Here is a 16934-nt window from a genome sequence, read left to right as displayed (position 1 = left end):
GTTTAATGAATCGGTAGCTTTATGCTAAATCTTGCACCACTGTTTATATTTTGGGCTCTTATCTCTCCCTCACAATGCTCCTCTATAATGACTTTTGACATATAAAGACCTAGTCCCGTTCCATCTTTTTCTTTTTTTGTACTGAAGTAGGGGTTAAATATCTCTTTTAAAATATCTTCAGCAATACCTCCGGCATTATCCTCTACATGGATGATGGAGTAATCATCTTCTTTAATTATTTTTATATGAATCTCTCCATTTTTTATGTTGTTCCCCTTGATGGCATCTTGTGCATTTTTAATGATGTTTAAAATTACCTGTTTCACTTCATTGTGGTAAGTGAAAAGCAATGATTTGTCACTAAACTCTTTAGTTATTTTAATATTTTCGTTTTGTAAAACAGGGCCTAAAATACTTAGACACTCAGAGCACATTTGCTCAAAAGATGTGGAGTTTTTCTCTTTATCTTCTTTAAAGAAGCCTCTAAAATCATCTATAGTAGAGGAGAGGTGTTGTGCTAAGTTTGATATATCTTCAAGTCTTTGAGTGAAAAATTCTCTGTTGTAATTTTCTGTAAGTATATCAAGGGTAAGTGTAGAAGATATTGCTGAGAGTGAAGAGAGAGGTTGTCTCCACTGATGCGCTATCATGCTTATCATCTCTCCCATTTGAGCAAGTCTGGATTGTTGAAATATATGCATAGTTTGCTGATTATTTTTTTTAACTTCCATTTCAACTTTTTCTTGGAGATTATGTGTAAGGTCTCTTAACTCTTCAAGAAGAGTCTCTTTTTCTGTTACATCTAGTACTGAACCCATTACTTTTTTGGCAACTCCTAAAGAGTCATATATCACTTCACCACAGCCCTTAACGTACTTTATTCTTCCATCTCTTAGTCTAATCTTATGCTCAACATTGTAAACCTGACCTGTTTGAATGGCATTTTCTAATGCATCCATAAGTATTCGCCTATCCTCTTTAGGAATATAGTGAAAAAATGTCTCTCTTGTTACTTCAAAATTTTGTGGCGATTCGCCAAATATGCTATATATTTGATCTGACCAATATGTCTGACCTGTTTCAATATTCCATTCCCATAAACCTAAGTTGGCTATCTCTTCCGCTCTTTGAAGCTTCGCTAAACTCTCTTTTAATTTACGCTCAGTCAGGTCTAGCGCTATAACGACTATCTGTTTGACTCCATTATAAATTATAGATTGTAGAGCAACCTCTATCTCATATATTGAACTGTCTTTGCGTTGGTGTGCTGTGTTAAATACAATCCTGTTTAGCTGATTTTTCAGAAGAGGTTTGATTTGATCTCTAAATTTTTCTTCATCAAAATATGGTTTTATATCAAGAGGAGTCATTTTTTGTAGCTCTTTGAGCGAATATCTGATATTTTTCAAAGCAACAGGGTTTGCATATGTAAAGAGTAGGCTATCTTGTTCAAACATATAGATTTCATCAGCACTATGCTCAATGAAACTTCTAAGTAGTTTTTGGGACTCTTGATTAGTTATTTTCTCTGTTTTGTCATGATATATGACGAGTAAGTTACCATCTTCTAGTTTTTGGACCTCATTAAATCTCCAAGTAGAGACTCTATCATCGCTATATAGTCCATCATCATAAATCTCTTTTACTCCACTCTCATGTACTCTTTGAAGAACTTTTAGTAAACCAAACTCTTCAACTCCTGGAAATGCCTCTGTGAGTCTCTTCCCAATGAGAGCTTTACTACTAATGCCCTCTGTTATCTCAGCACCTTTATTAAACGCTACAAATTCAAAGTCGCTATTATCTTCAATAGCCTTATATATAACAACATTGATACTTGTTGAGTTCATTAAAACATCTAGAATATTTAGCGAAGACATAGTTAGCAACCTAAGAAAAATTATTGAACTACTATAGGATAAATAAGCTTAAACTTATTTGTAAAAAATGATATTTGACGGTTTTTATACTAATTTAAGTGACATTTGGAGAAAAGGCTTTTGTACTGACGTTTATAATTTGTCCTATAGTGAAGTTTTGTGCTTCTTCTTTTGTAATAACTACTTCAACAATCTGTTTCCCAATAGAGATGATAGCAATGAAGATAACATCAACTTTGATGATGTCTAGAAGCTCTCCTTCAAAAGAGAATTTTGCTGAGCCCTGCGTTTTAAGTAGAACGTCTTTGGCATTTCCATCATTTATAATTTTGCCTTTGTCCAGAACTATAACCCGCTCACTCAGTCTGTACATCTCACTTGGATCATGACTAACCATGATAGTAGTGGTACCAAACTCTTTATGTAATGAGAGTATCTCCTGCTGGAGTTTACTTCTCATAGCGGGGTCGAGTGCTGAGAGAGGCTCATCCATAAGTAGGAGTTTTGGTTTTGCCATAAGAGCACGACAGAGGCTTACTCTTTGTTTCTGTCCACCACTGAGTCTATTTGGCATTCTATCTTTGAGTGAACTCAGCTGCGTTACTTCTAAAAGATGCTCAGCTAACTCTTTGTCCTTACTCACAAAAAGAAGATTTTGCTTTACACTCATGTTTGGAAAGAGGGCATAGTCTTGAAAAACAAAGCCTATATCTCTCTCTTGCACTGATAGAGACTCTTTAGCGTTTAACCAAGTTTTATCACCTACGGTTATGCTTCCCTTTGCATCTTCAAGACCTGCAAGCACTCTTAAAAGTGTTGTTTTGCCACTTCCACTCTCACCTCCAAGTGCTATAAAGTCACCCTCGTTGATGTTTAGTTTGATGTCAAGATCCATAAAACCATCTGAGCCATGGAGTTGTTTAGTTATGTCTATATTTATCATTATAAAAAGTTCTTTTTTTGTTTAGCATTAAATATATATACACTTAGTAGTACTAAAAAGCTCATGAGCACCATAAGTGCACTATATATATGGGCACTACTGTAGTCCATCATCTCGACCATCTCATAGATGGCAACTGAAGCAACCTTTGTCTCTCCTGGAATGCTTCCACCTACCATGAGAACTACGCCAAACTCTCCAACGGTATGAGCAAATGTAATTATAAACGCAGTCATTATCGAAGGTTTAATATTTGGCAGGGCTACTCTAAAAATAGTTTGAAGTTGGCTTTTTTTAGCGATATAACTCGCCTCTAAGATATTCTTGTTTATAGACTCAAATCCACTCTGAAGCGGTTGGACCATAAAAGGCAGACTATAAAAACAACTCGCAATGACTAGACCTGTAAAGTTAAAAACAAGTCTAACGCCAAAAACTTCTTCAAAAAAAGCACCAAGAGGAGAGTTTTGCGAAAGTGCTACAAGTATATAAAAACCTAATACTGATGGAGGTAAGACTATTGGCAGTGCGGTAAGTGCCTCTAGTATGGGTTTAACTTTTGAAGTAGTCTGCGAGAGGTACCAAGCTAGGGGTAAACTTATAGTAAAAAGTATGAGTGTTGTAAGTGCTGCTAATTTAAAAGAGAGTAAAAAAGGCTCAAACTCCAATGCTAAAAGCGTATCAATCATCTAAAATCTCACTTATAGAGAGATCACTAGCATGAATAAGCACCTTTAAAGTGTCACCCACTTGAAGATTCATACTCTTTGAAGCTGAAAGCGTAGTGATGGCTTCTAGTGTAGAACCAAAAAAGTCTAACATAACGCTACAAAGGAGTACTCCATTTTCACACTGCTTTATAGTGGCGTTTAACTGGTTTGAAAAACTCAAATCCCCACTCAACTCTTTAGCTAGTGCGATATTAAAAGGTTTAAGGGCTAGTTTTACCTTTGTGCCCACTTTTACTTTGGCGTTTAACTCTAGACTCATCATTGTAAGCGTTTGTGAGTTGTAGCTAAACTTTACTATATGCAGAGTATCACAGTGAAGTATCTCTGAGACTCTAGCTATAAGCTGGTTCATAAAACTTTATATCCAAATTTAAGTAGGATCTTTTTTGCAGTAGGGCTTAAAATAAAATCATAAAATATTTTAGCTTCTCTGTTGCTTTTAGCATGTTTGAGTAAAACTATGCCTTGGTTTATAGGTGTGTAGAGAGTAGCGTTTACATCACTCCAGTGAATACCCTCTTTATACTTTTTCATTTTGGGGCTATAGAGTGCTGATGAAGCTACAAAACCAATATCTGCCGCACTTATAGAGTATGCAAGACTCTGCGAAGCCGATTCGGCATAAACGAGTTTGTTTTTTATCTGATTGTAAACGCCACTCTTTTTTAACGCTTCTAGTGCCGCTTTTCCATAAGGGGCTGTTTTTGGATTTGCTATTGCTATTTTTTTTATTTTTTTATCTTTTAAGAGTTGCACTCCTTTAAAGAAGTCTTGTTTTTTTGCACTTAGGTAAGAGAGACTACCTTGAGCATAGATACGAGGTTTTGTGATAGCAATCTTATCTTTGTAAAGTGATTTAGGATATGACATATTTGCGGACATAAAAACATCATAAGGAGCTCCATTTTTTATCTGTGGCGTTAGTTTTCCACTGCTTCCTAGCGTTACTCTAACATTGATATCTGGGTATAAGTTATGAAACTCTTTTTTTAACTCATCCATAGCATAGCTAACGTTTGTAGCAACGGCTATATTGATAGTAGAACTCAAAAGATAAACAGGTAAGAGTAGAGATAAAATAAGTATTTTTTTGAGCATTTTTTTCCATATAATAGACTTTTTTTTAAGCCTAGTATTTAAACTTTAGTAGTGATTTTAGTGAAAATCCCCTTAAAAATCCCCTATTTACATTTAGAGAGGGAAGGGCTATAATATCTATACTAAATAAATTATTGGAATAGATATGCAAGAAACACTCCAGATGCTAGTGCAAAACTTTGACATTATAGGACTACTCCTTATTATGACAGCTCTTATATCTGTGAGAAAAATTATTTTAGAACTACCTGAGGGTCAAGTTTTAAGAAAGTGGAAGATTTTAAGCCTAGTTATCATCTTGTTTATTGGTGGTTATCTTCATGTAATATATCAACATAGATTTGGTGATGGCTTTGCTAGTGAGACAGTTGTTTCAACCTTACTGCTTGGTGGAGCTATCTTTGTTCTGATGATATCAATGCTCTCTCTTGAGACAACAAGAGACATAAGACGCATAGATGTACTTGAGTATGAAAATAGTACAGATTCACTGATGAATATCCGAAATCGTCGCCATTTGGACGAGAGAGTAAAAGAGGAGTTTGCAAAGTTTGAACACTTTGGAGTACCATTTTCTGTACTTATGATTGATGTGGACCACTTTAAAAAGATAAATGATAATTATGGTCACGACATTGGTGATGAGGTTTTAAGAACGTTAGGTCAAGGTATAAAGAACTATGTAAGAGATGGTGACTGTGTTGCACGTTATGGTGGAGAGGAACTTGTTGTTGTCTGTCCATCAACTAGCGAAGAGGCTTCTACTAACTTAGCAGAGCGTTTACGTCAATTTATAGAGAAAATGAATATTGTAGACTCTCAAAAGCATAGCAATGTTTCTGACTTGCATATTACTGTGAGTATCGGGGTTGCTGAGTGTTCAAGTGATTTTAAAGAAGCTCATGAGGTTATAAAGTGTGCGGACAATGCACTCTACATAGCTAAAAACGAAGGTCGTAATAGAGTAGTCTGCTGTGGAGAGAATAAAAATGAGATGAGTGAGGATAATATCTCATAATAATCACATATGTCATTAAAGCTCTCTACATCTTTATCCCCCTCTCTACCTTTCCTGCAATAGATTCAAGCATATATAACTAATCTTTATAAAAGTATTACTACTCATCAAAGCATCATTTTATATTAACAAGGATAATATTATAGACAATAAAGTATGAAATTTGTTAAAAAATAATATTACGGAGTAATCTTTAGCATGAAAAATGTAACTGATACATATAATGCAGATGAAAAGAATAATGCTCATATACAAATAGATACAAAAGACCCAACAGCTATGGCTGAGTATTTGTACAATATACTTGATAATTTAGAGAGCATCGTTGCTTTAATCCAAAAAAATGGACAGGTAGAATATCTAAATAAAAAATTCTTTGAGACTTTTGATTTTAGAGATATGGAAGAGTTCTTATCTAAGTATGATTGCATATGTGATATGTATGTAGATAGTAGTGGAAAAAGTATAGGCTGTGATGATGAGTGTCACTTAGATGATTTTTTTGTAGGGAGTGAGAATCTTACACAGCAAGTATATATGCTAGATAAAAAGAGTGAAGTTTTAACCTTTAATGTAAACACAAAAAAGATGTCTGTAGATAGCACTCAAGGTCTATATATTTCAACACTAACAGATATTACAAATTTTGAAAAGGCGAGAATAGTTGCTGAAGAGGCGATAGTAGCTAAGTCAAATTTTATAGCAAATATGTCGCATGAAATTAGAACACCAATGAATGGGATAATAGGCTTTACTGAGTTACTTGAAGGGTGTAAACTTAACTCTAAGCAGCATGGTTATGTAGATATTATCAAAAAATCTGCTGAGATGCTTTTGGACGTTGTTAATAAAATATTAGATTTCTCAAAAATTGAAAATAAAAAGTTAGAGATAGAACTTACGGATGTAAATCTATTTCAAGAGATGCAACATCTTTATATGAACTTTACTCCAGTGACTAAAAAGAAAAATATCTCATTTATATTAGATATAGATTTAGAGATATATGAGTACTTAGTTATGGATGGATATCACCTAAAACAGGTAATATCAAACCTTGTCAATAACGCCATAAAGTTTACTCAAGAGGGCGGTAAAATAACAATAAAAGCTAGCTTGATGAAATCAAGTAATAGAGTTCAGACAATCCGGTTTTCAGTAAAAGATAATGGAGTTGGTATCTCTAAAGAGCGCCAAGAGAAGATATTTGAAGCATTTTCTCAAGAAGATAACTCCACAACACGTAAGTTTGGTGGTACAGGTTTAGGTCTGAGCATTAGCGCTTCACTTGTAAAACTTATGGGTGCTAAGATAGAGCTTAAGAGTGAAAAATATCTTGGAAGCGAGTTTTCATTTGTTCTTAGGGCAAATAAGTCTATAGGAAAACAACCCACATTACAAACGAGCTTACAAGATAGTTTCATTCAAGTAATTTATGATAGTGAATATAGTGATATGGTTACTACATACTTAAGTAAGTTTAATGTTCATACACATACACTAAAAGATAAGAACGACTTGAATAAAGAGTCTCGAATTATTATACTTTTTAATGCTCAAGAAGCTAACGCACTCTATAAATCATTAAATGATGAGAGTTATTTTATTATATGTATTGATGCTTACTATGAAAATCTATCTAATTACTCAAATTTAAAGTATATAAACTCATTTCAAGAGTGTCCTAGTACTCTTTATAATATTATTTTTGAACACATTAAAGTAGAAGAAAGTCTATCAAACGAGCTGATGAGATTTACAGGTATTAATGTTTTAATAGCTGAGGATAATGAAGTCAATCAAATGTTACTCTATGAAATATTAAATAAAGTAGATATCCAAACTACTATTGTAGATAATGGAGAGAAAGTATTTAATGAGGCTAAAGTGAGAAAATATGATCTTATCTTTATGGATATTAATATGCCTGAGATGGATGGAATAAAAGCTACAAAAAAAATCTTAGAAGATTCATTAAATATCAGTACGCCTATTGTTGCAATGACTTCAAACGTACTTGAAAATGACATAGCTATCTACAAAGAGATAGGCATGCACTCACATATTGGAAAGCCATTTCATGCGAGAGATATTCTTACTCTACTTAATGAACTGTTTAATGTAGATGTAGAAGATATACAAAACACTATAGAGAGAGATGCGAAGTATAATGAACATGATGAGATACAAAAATGTCTTGATAAAGCTAGTGTGGTCTTAGAGTTATCTGATGACATTATAATGAAGCTGTTTGAGAAGTTTTTAAGTACCATGGCTCAAGTTATAAAAGATATGTTTAAAGCACAGAGTGAGAATAATAATACAACACTACTCCTTTTAGCTCATAAATTAAAGGGTGCTAGTAGTTCGATGTGTTTTGATGAGATAACAAAGATTGCAACAGATATTCAAGAGAGAGTGCATAATGACAATGGAGAGGATCATGCTTCAAGTATACTAGAGTTAAGTAAGATTTTAAGAAATCTTGAGGATTTTGCACAAAACTAAAAACTAACTAACTAACTTAAACTTATATCTTAAAATGAGAGAGTGTAGTTAAAGTATAAAATATTTTTAGCATCTCCATCTTGAATTAGCGCTCCAAGAGAAAAAGAGTTGAAGTCGTTGAGTGTATAAGTGACGTTAGGTGAGACGAAGTGAGACTTATGCGTTATAAAACTCTCTATATAACTCACAGAGAGATTTAAAAAGATATTTAGCGGATAAGAGAGCACACCACCAACATATAACTGCGAGTCGCTTAAGTTGCTAAAAATCTCTGAGTCACTGTTTAGAAGTATCTCTCTTTGGTTAAATGCATTAGATGAGTAGAGTGCTTCTAGGGTAAGGTTAAGACCATTAACAAAGCCATAGTCAGCTCCAAGTATGGCTTGATAGAGCTCTCTTTCTTCTGAAGAACTAATCTGTTTGATTTTCGCGTTTACGTAAGCGCCTTCACTTCTAACCTCTATGCCGGTGTCTGCTAAGTTTGACTCTAGCTCGTAGCCTAGCATTGTAGTCTGTTCGGATAGAATGGTGTTAAACGCTATGTCTCCATACTCGGTAAAAGATTTATAACGCAGTGCATATTTGTATGTTAAATCATTTTTTTGACTCGCAATTAGGCTTATGTCAGATGTAGAAGAGAGGTGTCTTGTATAGCTTAGGGCTAATACGGGAAGAGTTTCATCTGGCTCAAGAGCGTAAGTGTATCTTGGGTTAAATATATTTGTAGGATTCCAGAGTCTGCCTACTCCCATAGTAATGTTTTGTAGACCTAAAACTATACGGTTGTCTTCATCTTCATAACCACCATAAAGACGGTGAACTTTGGCATATAAAGAGCCATTTTCATACTCTTTTTGTCTACTCTTTATAGCAAGAGGAGTATCTGCTACAGCTATGAGTGGGCTATCAATACCGTAGTAGTTTAGTACGTCGCCAATGAGCGTGGCAAAATAGTTCTCTTGTTGATAGTCTACTCTCAAACGCGATCTATTGTAGTTATAGTGTTCTTGAGTGTCGCTTAGAGTGAAGTTAGAGTTTTCAAATCTTGTTTGAGTATCTGCGTTTAAAAAAGAAGTCCCAAGAAGAAGTAAAAGAAGCGATATAAATAGTTTAACTTTCAATAATTTCACCATCGTTTAGTTTTATAACTCTATCAACGCTACTAAGTACGTACTCATCATGTGAGGCAAATATAATGCTAACACCCTCTTTTTCATTGAGTGAACGCATCATATTCATCAAAGACTCGGAGTTTTTAGAGTCTAGGTTTGCTGTTGGCTCATCTGCCAAAATGAGTTCGGGCTTAGCTGCGACTGCACGAGCGACTGCCACGCGCTGTTGTTGTCCACCACTTAGAGTGTTTGGAAGGGACTTAAGTTTGGTATCAATCTCTAAAAGAGAGGCTACTTCTTTTACCCTCGCGTTTATCTCTTTGTTACTAAAGCCTCTAAGTTTCATGATAAACCCTATATTTTCTTCTACGCTTAAAACAGGAATGAGGTTGTAGGCTTGAAAAACAAAGCCAATCTTTTCAAGTCGTATTTTAGTTCTCTCATCTTCGCTTAGCTGACTTATCTCAATGTCGTTCAAATAAACTTTTCCCGAGTCAATGCTATCAAGGCCCCCAATGGCGTTTAAAAGAGTTGTCTTTCCACACCCTGAAGGTCCTGTAAAGAGAGAGTACTCTCCTTTGGCGATTGTGAGGTTTATATCTTTAAGGGCATGTAGTTCACGCTCTTCGCCTTTGAAAAAGTATTTGTTTAAATTTTCCACTCTTATCATGTCTCAACCTTTGTAACTTCGATGCTATTCATAGTTTTTATCTTTTTACGTGCTGGAAGAACACTTATGAGTGATGCTAAAAGTATCGCAATAAATGTAGAACTGAAATAGTCTATTTTAATCTGAGCGTATATAACGCTACTCATTCCAAAGCTCTCCATTCCATCAGAGAACTCACTCAAATCAAGACCAAAACTATGAAGGTAATAAAGAGCTCCAAATCCAAACAGCGCTCCAAAGAGATAACCCGCCAAACCTAAGAAAATGGCTTCTGAAAATATTTGCAGACGAATGAGTCTGTATGAGAGACCTATACTTCTCATGATGCCAAACTCTCGTATTCTATCAAGTATGGAGACATACATGACTCCCATGATGCCTATGAAAACTACACTCATAACTATAACAAATGTGATAGAGTTAAAGATAAGCATCATATCTTGCATCTGTTGTATCATAGGATAGAGCTCTAAAAAGCTTTTTACGTCAAGTTTGTTGTATTTTTGAGTAAGGAGTTCTTTTAGAGTCTCTGAATCACTTCGAATTGCTACTTGTGTTATGATGTCATTACTAAGAGAGAGAAACTTTCTCAGCCTCTCTCTATTTATGTATATGGCTGAACTATCTAGTGCAATGTTGTTTGTAGTAATGAGAGCTTTGACTTTAAGAGCCATGGCGTTAATCTCACCACTGCTGTCTTGTGTGGAAAATATTATCTTTGAGCCGACTTTTACTTTGAGGTTTTTAGCTACTTCTTTTGAAAGCAATATGTCGCGTTTACCAAGTGAGAGTTCCCCCTCAACTAAAAACTCACTAAACTTGCCAAACTTCTCCTCTTCTTTTAAGTCTATGCCTATCATAGTGGCAAAAGAGGATTTTCTAGCAGTAGATATAAGTCCATCCGCTTTGAGTCTAAACGCAAGACGTTTTATGTCTTCCATATCTTGAAGTTCGTTTTTTAACTGCTGATACCCATGGATATTATTACTTAGACTTTTATCGAGTCTATAACCATTGCCATAGACGCTTATTTCCCCAGAGTCGCTTCGTTTGCTCTTATCTATGAGTGAGAGAGTCATCCCGTCATATAAACCCTGAATGCTTATCATCATACTCATACTCACACTAATCATAAGAATAAGCAAGATGGTTCTGTTTAAACGCAAAAAGGCATTGCTAAACGCTAGTTTAAATATAAGACTATACATGTTTTGTAGCCTCAATTGGGTTAAACGCGTTTATATAGAGTATTGGGTAGAGAATACTAAGGAAGTTAAGAGAGTATATAAGTAAAACATTCCAAGTTATGGTAAAAACGTCAAAGTTAAATGGTAGTTCGTCTGAAATAACGCCATACTCCTTATATGTCTCACTCATTCCCTCTATAATAATAGGGTAGAGACTAAAGTAGTAAGCTATATACGCTCCAATGGGAGTGGCGATAAGAATGGCTAGAGTGGAGAGTATAAACATCTCATAAGTGAGTAGTCGTGTGACGTTTGACTTGCTTAGTCCTATGGAGCGAAGCACTCCAAACTCCTTAACTCGCGAACTGACGTTTATAAATGAAAATATCATGATAACGAAAAAGATAACCACAAAAAAGAGACTGATGGAGATATAGCCAAAGATGCTATCTACCTTCATGGCCTCAACCATAGGCTTCATCAACTCTTTCCATGTAAGTATCTCTAAGTCGTCATCAAGAAGTTTGGATATTTCCTCTTTGATGAGGTCTACATTTTCTAAGTTCTCAACATGTATGTTTATATATGAAGCGGTATTCATCGAGTAAGTAAGGGTGTCAAAGTAGCTTCTACTTACAAAGGCGCTTGAAGCGTCAAACTCAAAGGAGCCTGTTTTAAAAATGCCACAGAGTCTGAAAATATCCGCGGCAAAAGAGTTGTCACTTGCAGAGCCTATAAAGCTTACTTCATCTCCTAGTTTAATATGAAGCTTTTTTACCACTCCCTCTCCAGCATATATGCAGTTAGCATCATCTTCCGTTAAAAACTTACCCTCTGTGAGAGCGACTTCTAACTGACTCATAGATTTTTCATCTTCTGGCGTTACGCCCGCTATCATAGAAGCTGTTGAATACTCTTTGGACGAGAGCAGAGCATAGGTCTCATAACGCGAAGTGTAGGACTTTATACCCTCTATGCGAGAGAGCTTTTGAGTAATGGCGTTGACGTCACGAATAAGATACTCATTTCCTCCTATGTCGCGGTAACCCTTTTTATATATCTCTATAGGGCCAGTATAGACTTTAAGAGCGTTTTTAAGCATAGAGTCGTGTGAGCCATCCATCATAGAGACATAGACTATAAAGAGTAGGGCAGAGATAAAGGTTAGTATAATCGTAGTGATCGAGCGACTTCTATAAAAGAGGATGTTCTTAATCGCTAGAGAGAACATTAACGTGAGAACCTCTTAAGAGCCGACTTGTTAAAGTAGGTATCGGATATCTCTGTGTCAAACGCTACGTCTTCTATCTTAATCTCTGTGAAGTTACCTTGTTTATCAAGAGGTGTAATCCTCCAGATAGTTGGTATAAAGTATTTGCCTATCTTTTTTACGTCTTTATACGTAAAAACTCGTACTTCTAAACCATCTTCATCATAAAAAGTATCTTGTGTGCTAGTGTATGTATCTGTATCTATTTTAGAGACTATCTTACCCCATACAACTGCGGCATCTTCTCGTGGGACTAACTCTATGGTTGCAATGTTAGATTCGCGTTTAAGTAGTTTTGCGGTGTAATCTTCTATGAGTGAACTCTGCTTGACTATGTCATCATTTGTAATGTCGGTACCCATCCAGTTTTGTAACATCATAGAGGGTGGGATTTTTATAACTCGCTCTATCTTAGGAATGTACTGCCACATCTGATTATCTAAACTTAAAAAGGTTATGCCTCTATCTTTTGGAGGGTAGAGCGTTTTTACAAAACTCTTATCACTTCCCTGAGACCAACTCTCCATCTTCATAACTCTAGTGTGACCCATGGAGGTTATGCTGAGGTTCAACTTCATATAGACGTTTTCTCCACGCATATTGTTATCTACTTTTTTCATGATCTCTAGTGCTTCGTTAGAAAAAAGAAGAGTAAAGGAGAATAGAAGTGAAAGAAGTGTTTTGTTCATTGTAAAATCCTTTTTATAGTTATGGTTTCTACATTAGATAAAACAATTATATCAAAAAAGTTTACTGCTTTATGCTAGACAAAGCTTATAAAAACCACCATAAATGTTTTGTAGAACTCCATCAGGTAGTTTCTTTCTAAGCTTTTTAACTAATGTCATAACAGAATCCGAACTAAACTCTTTGTCAAAATCATCCTATACTTGAACAAAAATATCATAAGAGTTAAAATTTCTTCAGTAAAGAACTACTTTAAACCATTTAATTTCACATCCTTTTTCCATTCTTCGAATTCTCCTAAATAATCAATTTTTGGAGAAAATGTGCCTAATCCAAACTCAAATTCAAGCATCTCATAAATAGCAAGTAGGTATTGTTTTTGAGTAGTAATTAGCTCCATAACATCTTTCTCAGTATCTATGCCTCGATTTTGATATTCCCTTATATCATTAATAGAATTAAGTGCCATTCGAGTTTTTTCTAACAAGGGTGCTCTTTTAAGTAAAAGTTTTTCTTCACTACCATAAAGTTTTATGAAAAGTTTTTCCATAAAAGGGCTCGTTTTGTCACATACAGGAAACCAATATCTAGTTGAATATTTTATTCCTATTAAAAAGTAATAAGATAAAAAATCTTTTTCTATAAAATCTAACCGTAAGGTCTCTTCCGATACACCCTCAAAATATATAAAAAAATCTTTCCTCATTGCTAATTCGCTTGGCATCATCGGCATTAATCCTTCCATTTCTGATACTTTCATTTTAAATCCTTTTCTACATAATGATATACATTTCTTGAGACAGAATCTGTCACTTTTATTTAATTAAGATAATTGAATTGAAAATTCTTCACAATTGGTACACATTTGTCAAGTATCATTTTTATGTTAAAAAAATTATATCTATTTTTTATAGTTATAATCTAAAAGTAATCTACTTTGTAAATTTAACAAAAAAATAAAGGAAAGAAAATGAAAAATAACAACATAGTAAAAACTCTTGGAGAGTTTTCAGCGTCAAAAGTGTGTAAATGGTGTGGTAGAACATTCGCAAATCCATTTGGTCATCAACATGGTTCATATTGCTCAGCAAAATGTAAATCGGATGCAGGAAAATAAAACATTTTCTCTTGGCTTTTAGGGCTGTATAAGATTTACAGTCCTAACTCTTATTTGACACTTAACTTATAAAAACCACCATAGATATTTTTCAAAATCCCCTCAGGTAGTTTTTTCCTAAGTTTTTTAACTAATGTTCTAACAGAATCTGTACTAAACTCTTTATCAAGATCATCCCATACATGAACAAATATATCATAAGCAGTTATATCCTGGTTTTTGTATTCACACAGTAGTTGTAGTAATTTGCTCTCTGACTTAGAGAGTTTTATAATTTCACTATCAATAAAGTACTCATGGCTAATCAAATTAAATTTCGAAGATTCATTTAACACTATTTCATTTGTATTTAAATTAGGATTTTTTGGTAAAGTCTCTATTGCCGTATCTATACTGCTTCTTAGTTTTTCTCTATTGATAGGTTTTAAAAGGTAATTTATCACATCCGAACTAAATGCTTCTAAAAGTTTTTTTTGCTCTGAATGCGCTGTTGCTATAATGATTTTAGTTTGCTGAGAGATTTTTCGTATCTCTTTGGCTAATTCTAGTCCACTCATATTTGGCATTGTGATATCAGTGAGAACAATGTCTGGTTTATACTTTTTGTAAAGTGCTAGTGCTTGAACACCATCATCAGCTTCATAAATATCAAAATCATATCGACTCTCAATATATATAACTTGATCACGACGTGTTTTTTTTTCATCTTCTGCATATAGTAATTTTAATCTCTTCATAATACGATTTTGAACCTCGCTCCATTTTGGGTGTTTGATACACTGAGTGACCCCATTAGGCTCTCTTCTGCTAACATATTTGCCATATAAAGACCTATACCTATACCATTTGATTGAAACTTTGTACTAAAGTATGGTTCAAAAATTTTACTCAAATTCTCTTTTTTTATTCCACCTGCGTTATCTTCTATTTGAATTATATGTTTATTCTCTAACTTACTTGTTGTGATTGTAATAGTTTTGTTTTGTATATTGTTTAAGCTAAGTGCGTCAAATGCATTATTTAGTATTATTAGAAGAACTTGAATTAGTTCGCTTGTATTGATACTTATCTTTGAATTCTCTTGATAAGATAGGTTTATCTCAACACCTTGCAGTTTACTATGAACAAGATTAAGTGCTTTATTGATTACTATTTCTAGTGAAGTTTCATCGATTTGTTTACTCTTTTTAAAGTAGGAGTTAAAGCTCTCTATAGTGTCTGACATATGGGAGGTGATATTTTCGATTCGCTCTATATCTGCTTCAAGAGTTGTTTGCGTTAACCTTTTTTTGTAAAAATCGGCATCTAACTTCATGGCAACGGCGTTTATCTCAGAGAGTGGCTGTCTCCATTGATGAGAGATGTTTTGTAGCATCTCACCCATAGATGCTAATTTTGATTGTTCAAGCATAATTTTATTTTTTTCTATCTTTTCTTTTTGTAAATCTTTAATCTGGCTTGATAAAACAAGTGAAAAAAGAAGAACTTCAATTATTATCGTTATTTCAAAAAGGTAAGGAATTGCACTAGGTATAACACCTATATAGTACAAGATCGTACCAATCATCCCTATAAGTGAAAGACTCCAAATAAAGAAAAAATATTTGGCATTCTTTTCTTTTTTTTCAACAAATAAGTATAAGCCTATTAAGCCTATGTAAATAGCGAAGAGGAGAGCGACAGGTGTTAGATAGTTTAAAATATAGTTCTCTTTTGAGTGAAAAATACATATGTAAAAAACAGCTAAAATGAATAATTTTAGTACAAAGTATATTTTTTTATATCTATAAAGGTTTAAGAACTTTCTTGCAAACATAAATATAGCAATGACAGCAAGTGATAGATTATAGACTGGCATATAAGCCTGCATTGTGATTATTTCAGGATTTGAAGGTAAAAAGTAAGCAATCATACCTCTAATATAAAGATGGTGGATAAAAATACTAAATATGAAAAAAGAATAATATATATAAATTGTATCTTTGGTATTCATATAGATGACAACATTAGACATAATTATTATAAATAATATACTAAAGAAAATAGTTAGGATAAGCTGATGATGTAAGTCATCATTTTTGAAGGTTTTATAATCTTTAATTTTTAAACTAAAATGTAGTGAATGAGTAATTGGTTTTAGTTCCAAATAGTAAGTAATAGTTTCATGGGCTTGTAAAGCTAATGGAAATTTAAAAGAGAGTTCACTTTCAAATGATTGTCTATTAAAAATACCATCTTCATATTGATACTCTTTATTGTCTTTATAAAAATAAAGGTTTATGATATCTATGTTTGGAGAGTCAAGAACAAGATATTTCAATATATCCTTATCTGAACTATTTTTAACTCTAAATTTTACCCAAAGTGTATCTTTAAACATGTAGCCATAATTGACAAAATCATTTAATACAGAAATAAACTCTTTTTCTATATCTCTAAGATCAGCAACGCTCTTTTGACTGTCCTTATCAAAATATATTTTAGATTTTTTAAATATATTGATACTTTCTGTATTACTGTTTATATTTATAGTATCTGCGACTAAATTTGTAGATACTATAAATAGAAAAGCTAACATTAGTAAACTGAATAATCTTGCATTACTCAATAGCAAACCTCTCTATCAGTGAATTTTTGTCGGAATAATAGCATAAATTCACAATTAGTACCCATTTCAATAGTACTATTTTAAAATAATTTACAACATCACTAA

General features: G+C 33.7%; 16 protein-coding genes. 3 read left to right on the top strand and 13 right to left on the bottom strand.

Going from position 1 to position 16934, the window contains the following annotated elements:
- Positions 1-2: 2 nt before the first annotated feature.
- The 5 genes from GJV85_RS07865 to modA form a co-directional block, all read right to left on the bottom strand.
- Positions 3-1880 carry a PAS domain-containing sensor histidine kinase gene (locus tag GJV85_RS07865; protein ID WP_207560843.1) on the bottom strand — a complete coding sequence of 626 codons (1878 nt, stop codon included), beginning with the start codon at positions 1878-1880 and terminating at the stop codon, positions 3-5.
- Between the two features lie 94 nt (positions 1881-1974).
- A complete protein-coding gene (locus GJV85_RS07860; RefSeq protein WP_207560842.1) occupies positions 1975-2823 on the bottom strand; it encodes an ABC transporter ATP-binding protein in 849 nt (282 codons plus the stop codon).
- A complete protein-coding gene (gene modB, locus GJV85_RS07855; RefSeq protein WP_207560841.1) occupies positions 2823-3512 on the bottom strand; it encodes a molybdate ABC transporter permease subunit in 690 nt (229 codons plus the stop codon). Before modB ends, GJV85_RS07860 begins: the two co-directional genes overlap by 1 nt.
- Positions 3505-3906: a TOBE domain-containing protein gene (locus tag GJV85_RS07850; protein ID WP_207560840.1), complete on the bottom strand. Its 402-nt coding sequence runs from the start codon at positions 3904-3906 to the stop codon at positions 3505-3507. The genes modB and GJV85_RS07850 overlap by 8 nt, the downstream gene beginning before the upstream one ends.
- Complete coding sequence (modA, locus tag GJV85_RS07845; protein ID WP_207560839.1) at positions 3903-4652, bottom strand: molybdate ABC transporter substrate-binding protein; 750 nt, start codon at positions 4650-4652, stop codon at positions 3903-3905. Before modA ends, GJV85_RS07850 begins: the two co-directional genes overlap by 4 nt.
- A 145-nt stretch (positions 4653-4797) precedes the next feature.
- On the opposite strand from modA, the gene GJV85_RS07840 reads away from it, so the two are divergent.
- Positions 4798-5670: a GGDEF domain-containing protein gene (locus GJV85_RS07840; protein WP_207560838.1), complete on the top strand. Its 873-nt coding sequence runs from the start codon at positions 4798-4800 to the stop codon at positions 5668-5670.
- A 198-nt stretch (positions 5671-5868) separates the two neighbouring features.
- The gene (locus tag GJV85_RS07835; protein WP_207560837.1) at positions 5869-8178 is read left to right on the top strand and encodes a hybrid sensor histidine kinase/response regulator; all 2310 of its coding nucleotides are present in this window, start codon (positions 5869-5871) and stop codon (positions 8176-8178) included.
- Between the two features lie 29 nt (positions 8179-8207).
- Here the strand turns inward: GJV85_RS07835 and GJV85_RS07830 are convergent, their stop codons facing one another.
- The 6 genes from GJV85_RS07830 to GJV85_RS07805 form a co-directional block, all read right to left on the bottom strand.
- Positions 8208-9299, bottom strand: a complete 1092-nt coding sequence (locus tag GJV85_RS07830) for a hypothetical protein (RefSeq protein WP_242689768.1) — start codon at positions 9297-9299, stop codon at positions 8208-8210.
- Entirely contained in the window at positions 9289-9960 is a 672-nt protein-coding gene (locus GJV85_RS07825) for an ABC transporter ATP-binding protein (RefSeq protein ID WP_207560835.1), read from the bottom strand. Before GJV85_RS07825 ends, GJV85_RS07830 begins: the two co-directional genes overlap by 11 nt.
- Positions 9957-11168, bottom strand: a complete 1212-nt coding sequence (locus tag GJV85_RS07820; protein WP_207560834.1) for an ABC transporter permease — start codon at positions 11166-11168, stop codon at positions 9957-9959. The genes GJV85_RS07825 and GJV85_RS07820 overlap by 4 nt, the downstream gene beginning before the upstream one ends.
- Positions 11161-12378, bottom strand: a complete 1218-nt coding sequence (locus GJV85_RS07815; RefSeq protein ID WP_207560833.1) for an ABC transporter permease — start codon at positions 12376-12378, stop codon at positions 11161-11163. The genes GJV85_RS07820 and GJV85_RS07815 overlap by 8 nt, the downstream gene beginning before the upstream one ends.
- Entirely contained in the window at positions 12378-13106 is a 729-nt protein-coding gene (locus tag GJV85_RS07810) for an outer membrane lipoprotein-sorting protein (RefSeq protein ID WP_207560832.1), read from the bottom strand. Before GJV85_RS07810 ends, GJV85_RS07815 begins: the two co-directional genes overlap by 1 nt.
- 245 nt (positions 13107-13351) lie before the next feature.
- A complete protein-coding gene (locus GJV85_RS07805) occupies positions 13352-13864 on the bottom strand; it encodes a hypothetical protein (RefSeq protein ID WP_207560831.1) in 513 nt (170 codons plus the stop codon).
- 210 nt (positions 13865-14074) lie between these two features.
- Between GJV85_RS07805 and GJV85_RS07800 the strand changes: the two genes are divergently transcribed.
- On the top strand, positions 14075-14221 hold the full coding sequence (locus GJV85_RS07800) for a hypothetical protein (RefSeq protein ID WP_207560830.1): 147 nt from the start codon (positions 14075-14077) through the stop codon (positions 14219-14221).
- Between the two features lie 50 nt (positions 14222-14271).
- Here the strand turns inward: GJV85_RS07800 and GJV85_RS07795 are convergent, their stop codons facing one another.
- The gene (locus tag GJV85_RS07795; protein WP_207560829.1) at positions 14272-14958 is read right to left on the bottom strand and encodes a response regulator transcription factor; all 687 of its coding nucleotides are present in this window, start codon (positions 14956-14958) and stop codon (positions 14272-14274) included.
- Positions 14955-16829: a sensor histidine kinase gene (locus GJV85_RS07790; protein ID WP_207560828.1), complete on the bottom strand. Its 1875-nt coding sequence runs from the start codon at positions 16827-16829 to the stop codon at positions 14955-14957. Before GJV85_RS07790 ends, GJV85_RS07795 begins: the two co-directional genes overlap by 4 nt.
- Between the last annotated feature and the right edge of the window lie 105 nt (positions 16830-16934).

It is taken from the genome of Sulfurimonas aquatica (genome assembly GCF_017357825.1).
Classification (GTDB): Bacteria; Campylobacterota; Campylobacteria; order Campylobacterales; family Sulfurimonadaceae; genus Sulfurimonas; species Sulfurimonas aquatica.
This window is presented reverse-complemented; position numbering and strand designations above follow the sequence as displayed.

Coding starts and splice junctions, on each gene's coding strand:
- GJV85_RS07860 (WP_207560842.1), bottom strand. CDS start 2,823: ATGATAAATATAGACATAACTAAACAACTCCATGGCTCAGATGGTTTT.
- GJV85_RS07840 (WP_207560838.1), top strand. CDS start 4,798: ATGCAAGAAACACTCCAGATGCTAGTGCAAAACTTTGACATTATAGGA.
- GJV85_RS07835 (WP_207560837.1), top strand. CDS start 5,869: ATGAAAAATGTAACTGATACATATAATGCAGATGAAAAGAATAATGCT.
- GJV85_RS07810 (WP_207560832.1), bottom strand. CDS start 13,106: ATGAACAAAACACTTCTTTCACTTCTATTCTCCTTTACTCTTCTTTTT.
- GJV85_RS07850 (WP_207560840.1), bottom strand. CDS start 3,906: ATGAACCAGCTTATAGCTAGAGTCTCAGAGATACTTCACTGTGATACT.
- GJV85_RS07800 (WP_207560830.1), top strand. CDS start 14,075: ATGAAAAATAACAACATAGTAAAAACTCTTGGAGAGTTTTCAGCGTCA.
- GJV85_RS07795 (WP_207560829.1), bottom strand. CDS start 14,958: ATGAAGAGATTAAAATTACTATATGCAGAAGATGAAAAAAAAACACGT.
- GJV85_RS07825 (WP_207560835.1), bottom strand. CDS start 9,960: ATGATAAGAGTGGAAAATTTAAACAAATACTTTTTCAAAGGCGAAGAG.
- GJV85_RS07815 (WP_207560833.1), bottom strand. CDS start 12,378: ATGTTCTCTCTAGCGATTAAGAACATCCTCTTTTATAGAAGTCGCTCG.
- modB (WP_207560841.1), bottom strand. CDS start 3,512: ATGATTGATACGCTTTTAGCATTGGAGTTTGAGCCTTTTTTACTCTCT.
- modA (WP_207560839.1), bottom strand. CDS start 4,652: ATGCTCAAAAAAATACTTATTTTATCTCTACTCTTACCTGTTTATCTT.
- GJV85_RS07820 (WP_207560834.1), bottom strand. CDS start 11,168: ATGTATAGTCTTATATTTAAACTAGCGTTTAGCAATGCCTTTTTGCGT.
- GJV85_RS07865 (WP_207560843.1), bottom strand. CDS start 1,880: ATGTCTTCGCTAAATATTCTAGATGTTTTAATGAACTCAACAAGTATC.
- GJV85_RS07805 (WP_207560831.1), bottom strand. CDS start 13,864: ATGAAAGTATCAGAAATGGAAGGATTAATGCCGATGATGCCAAGCGAA.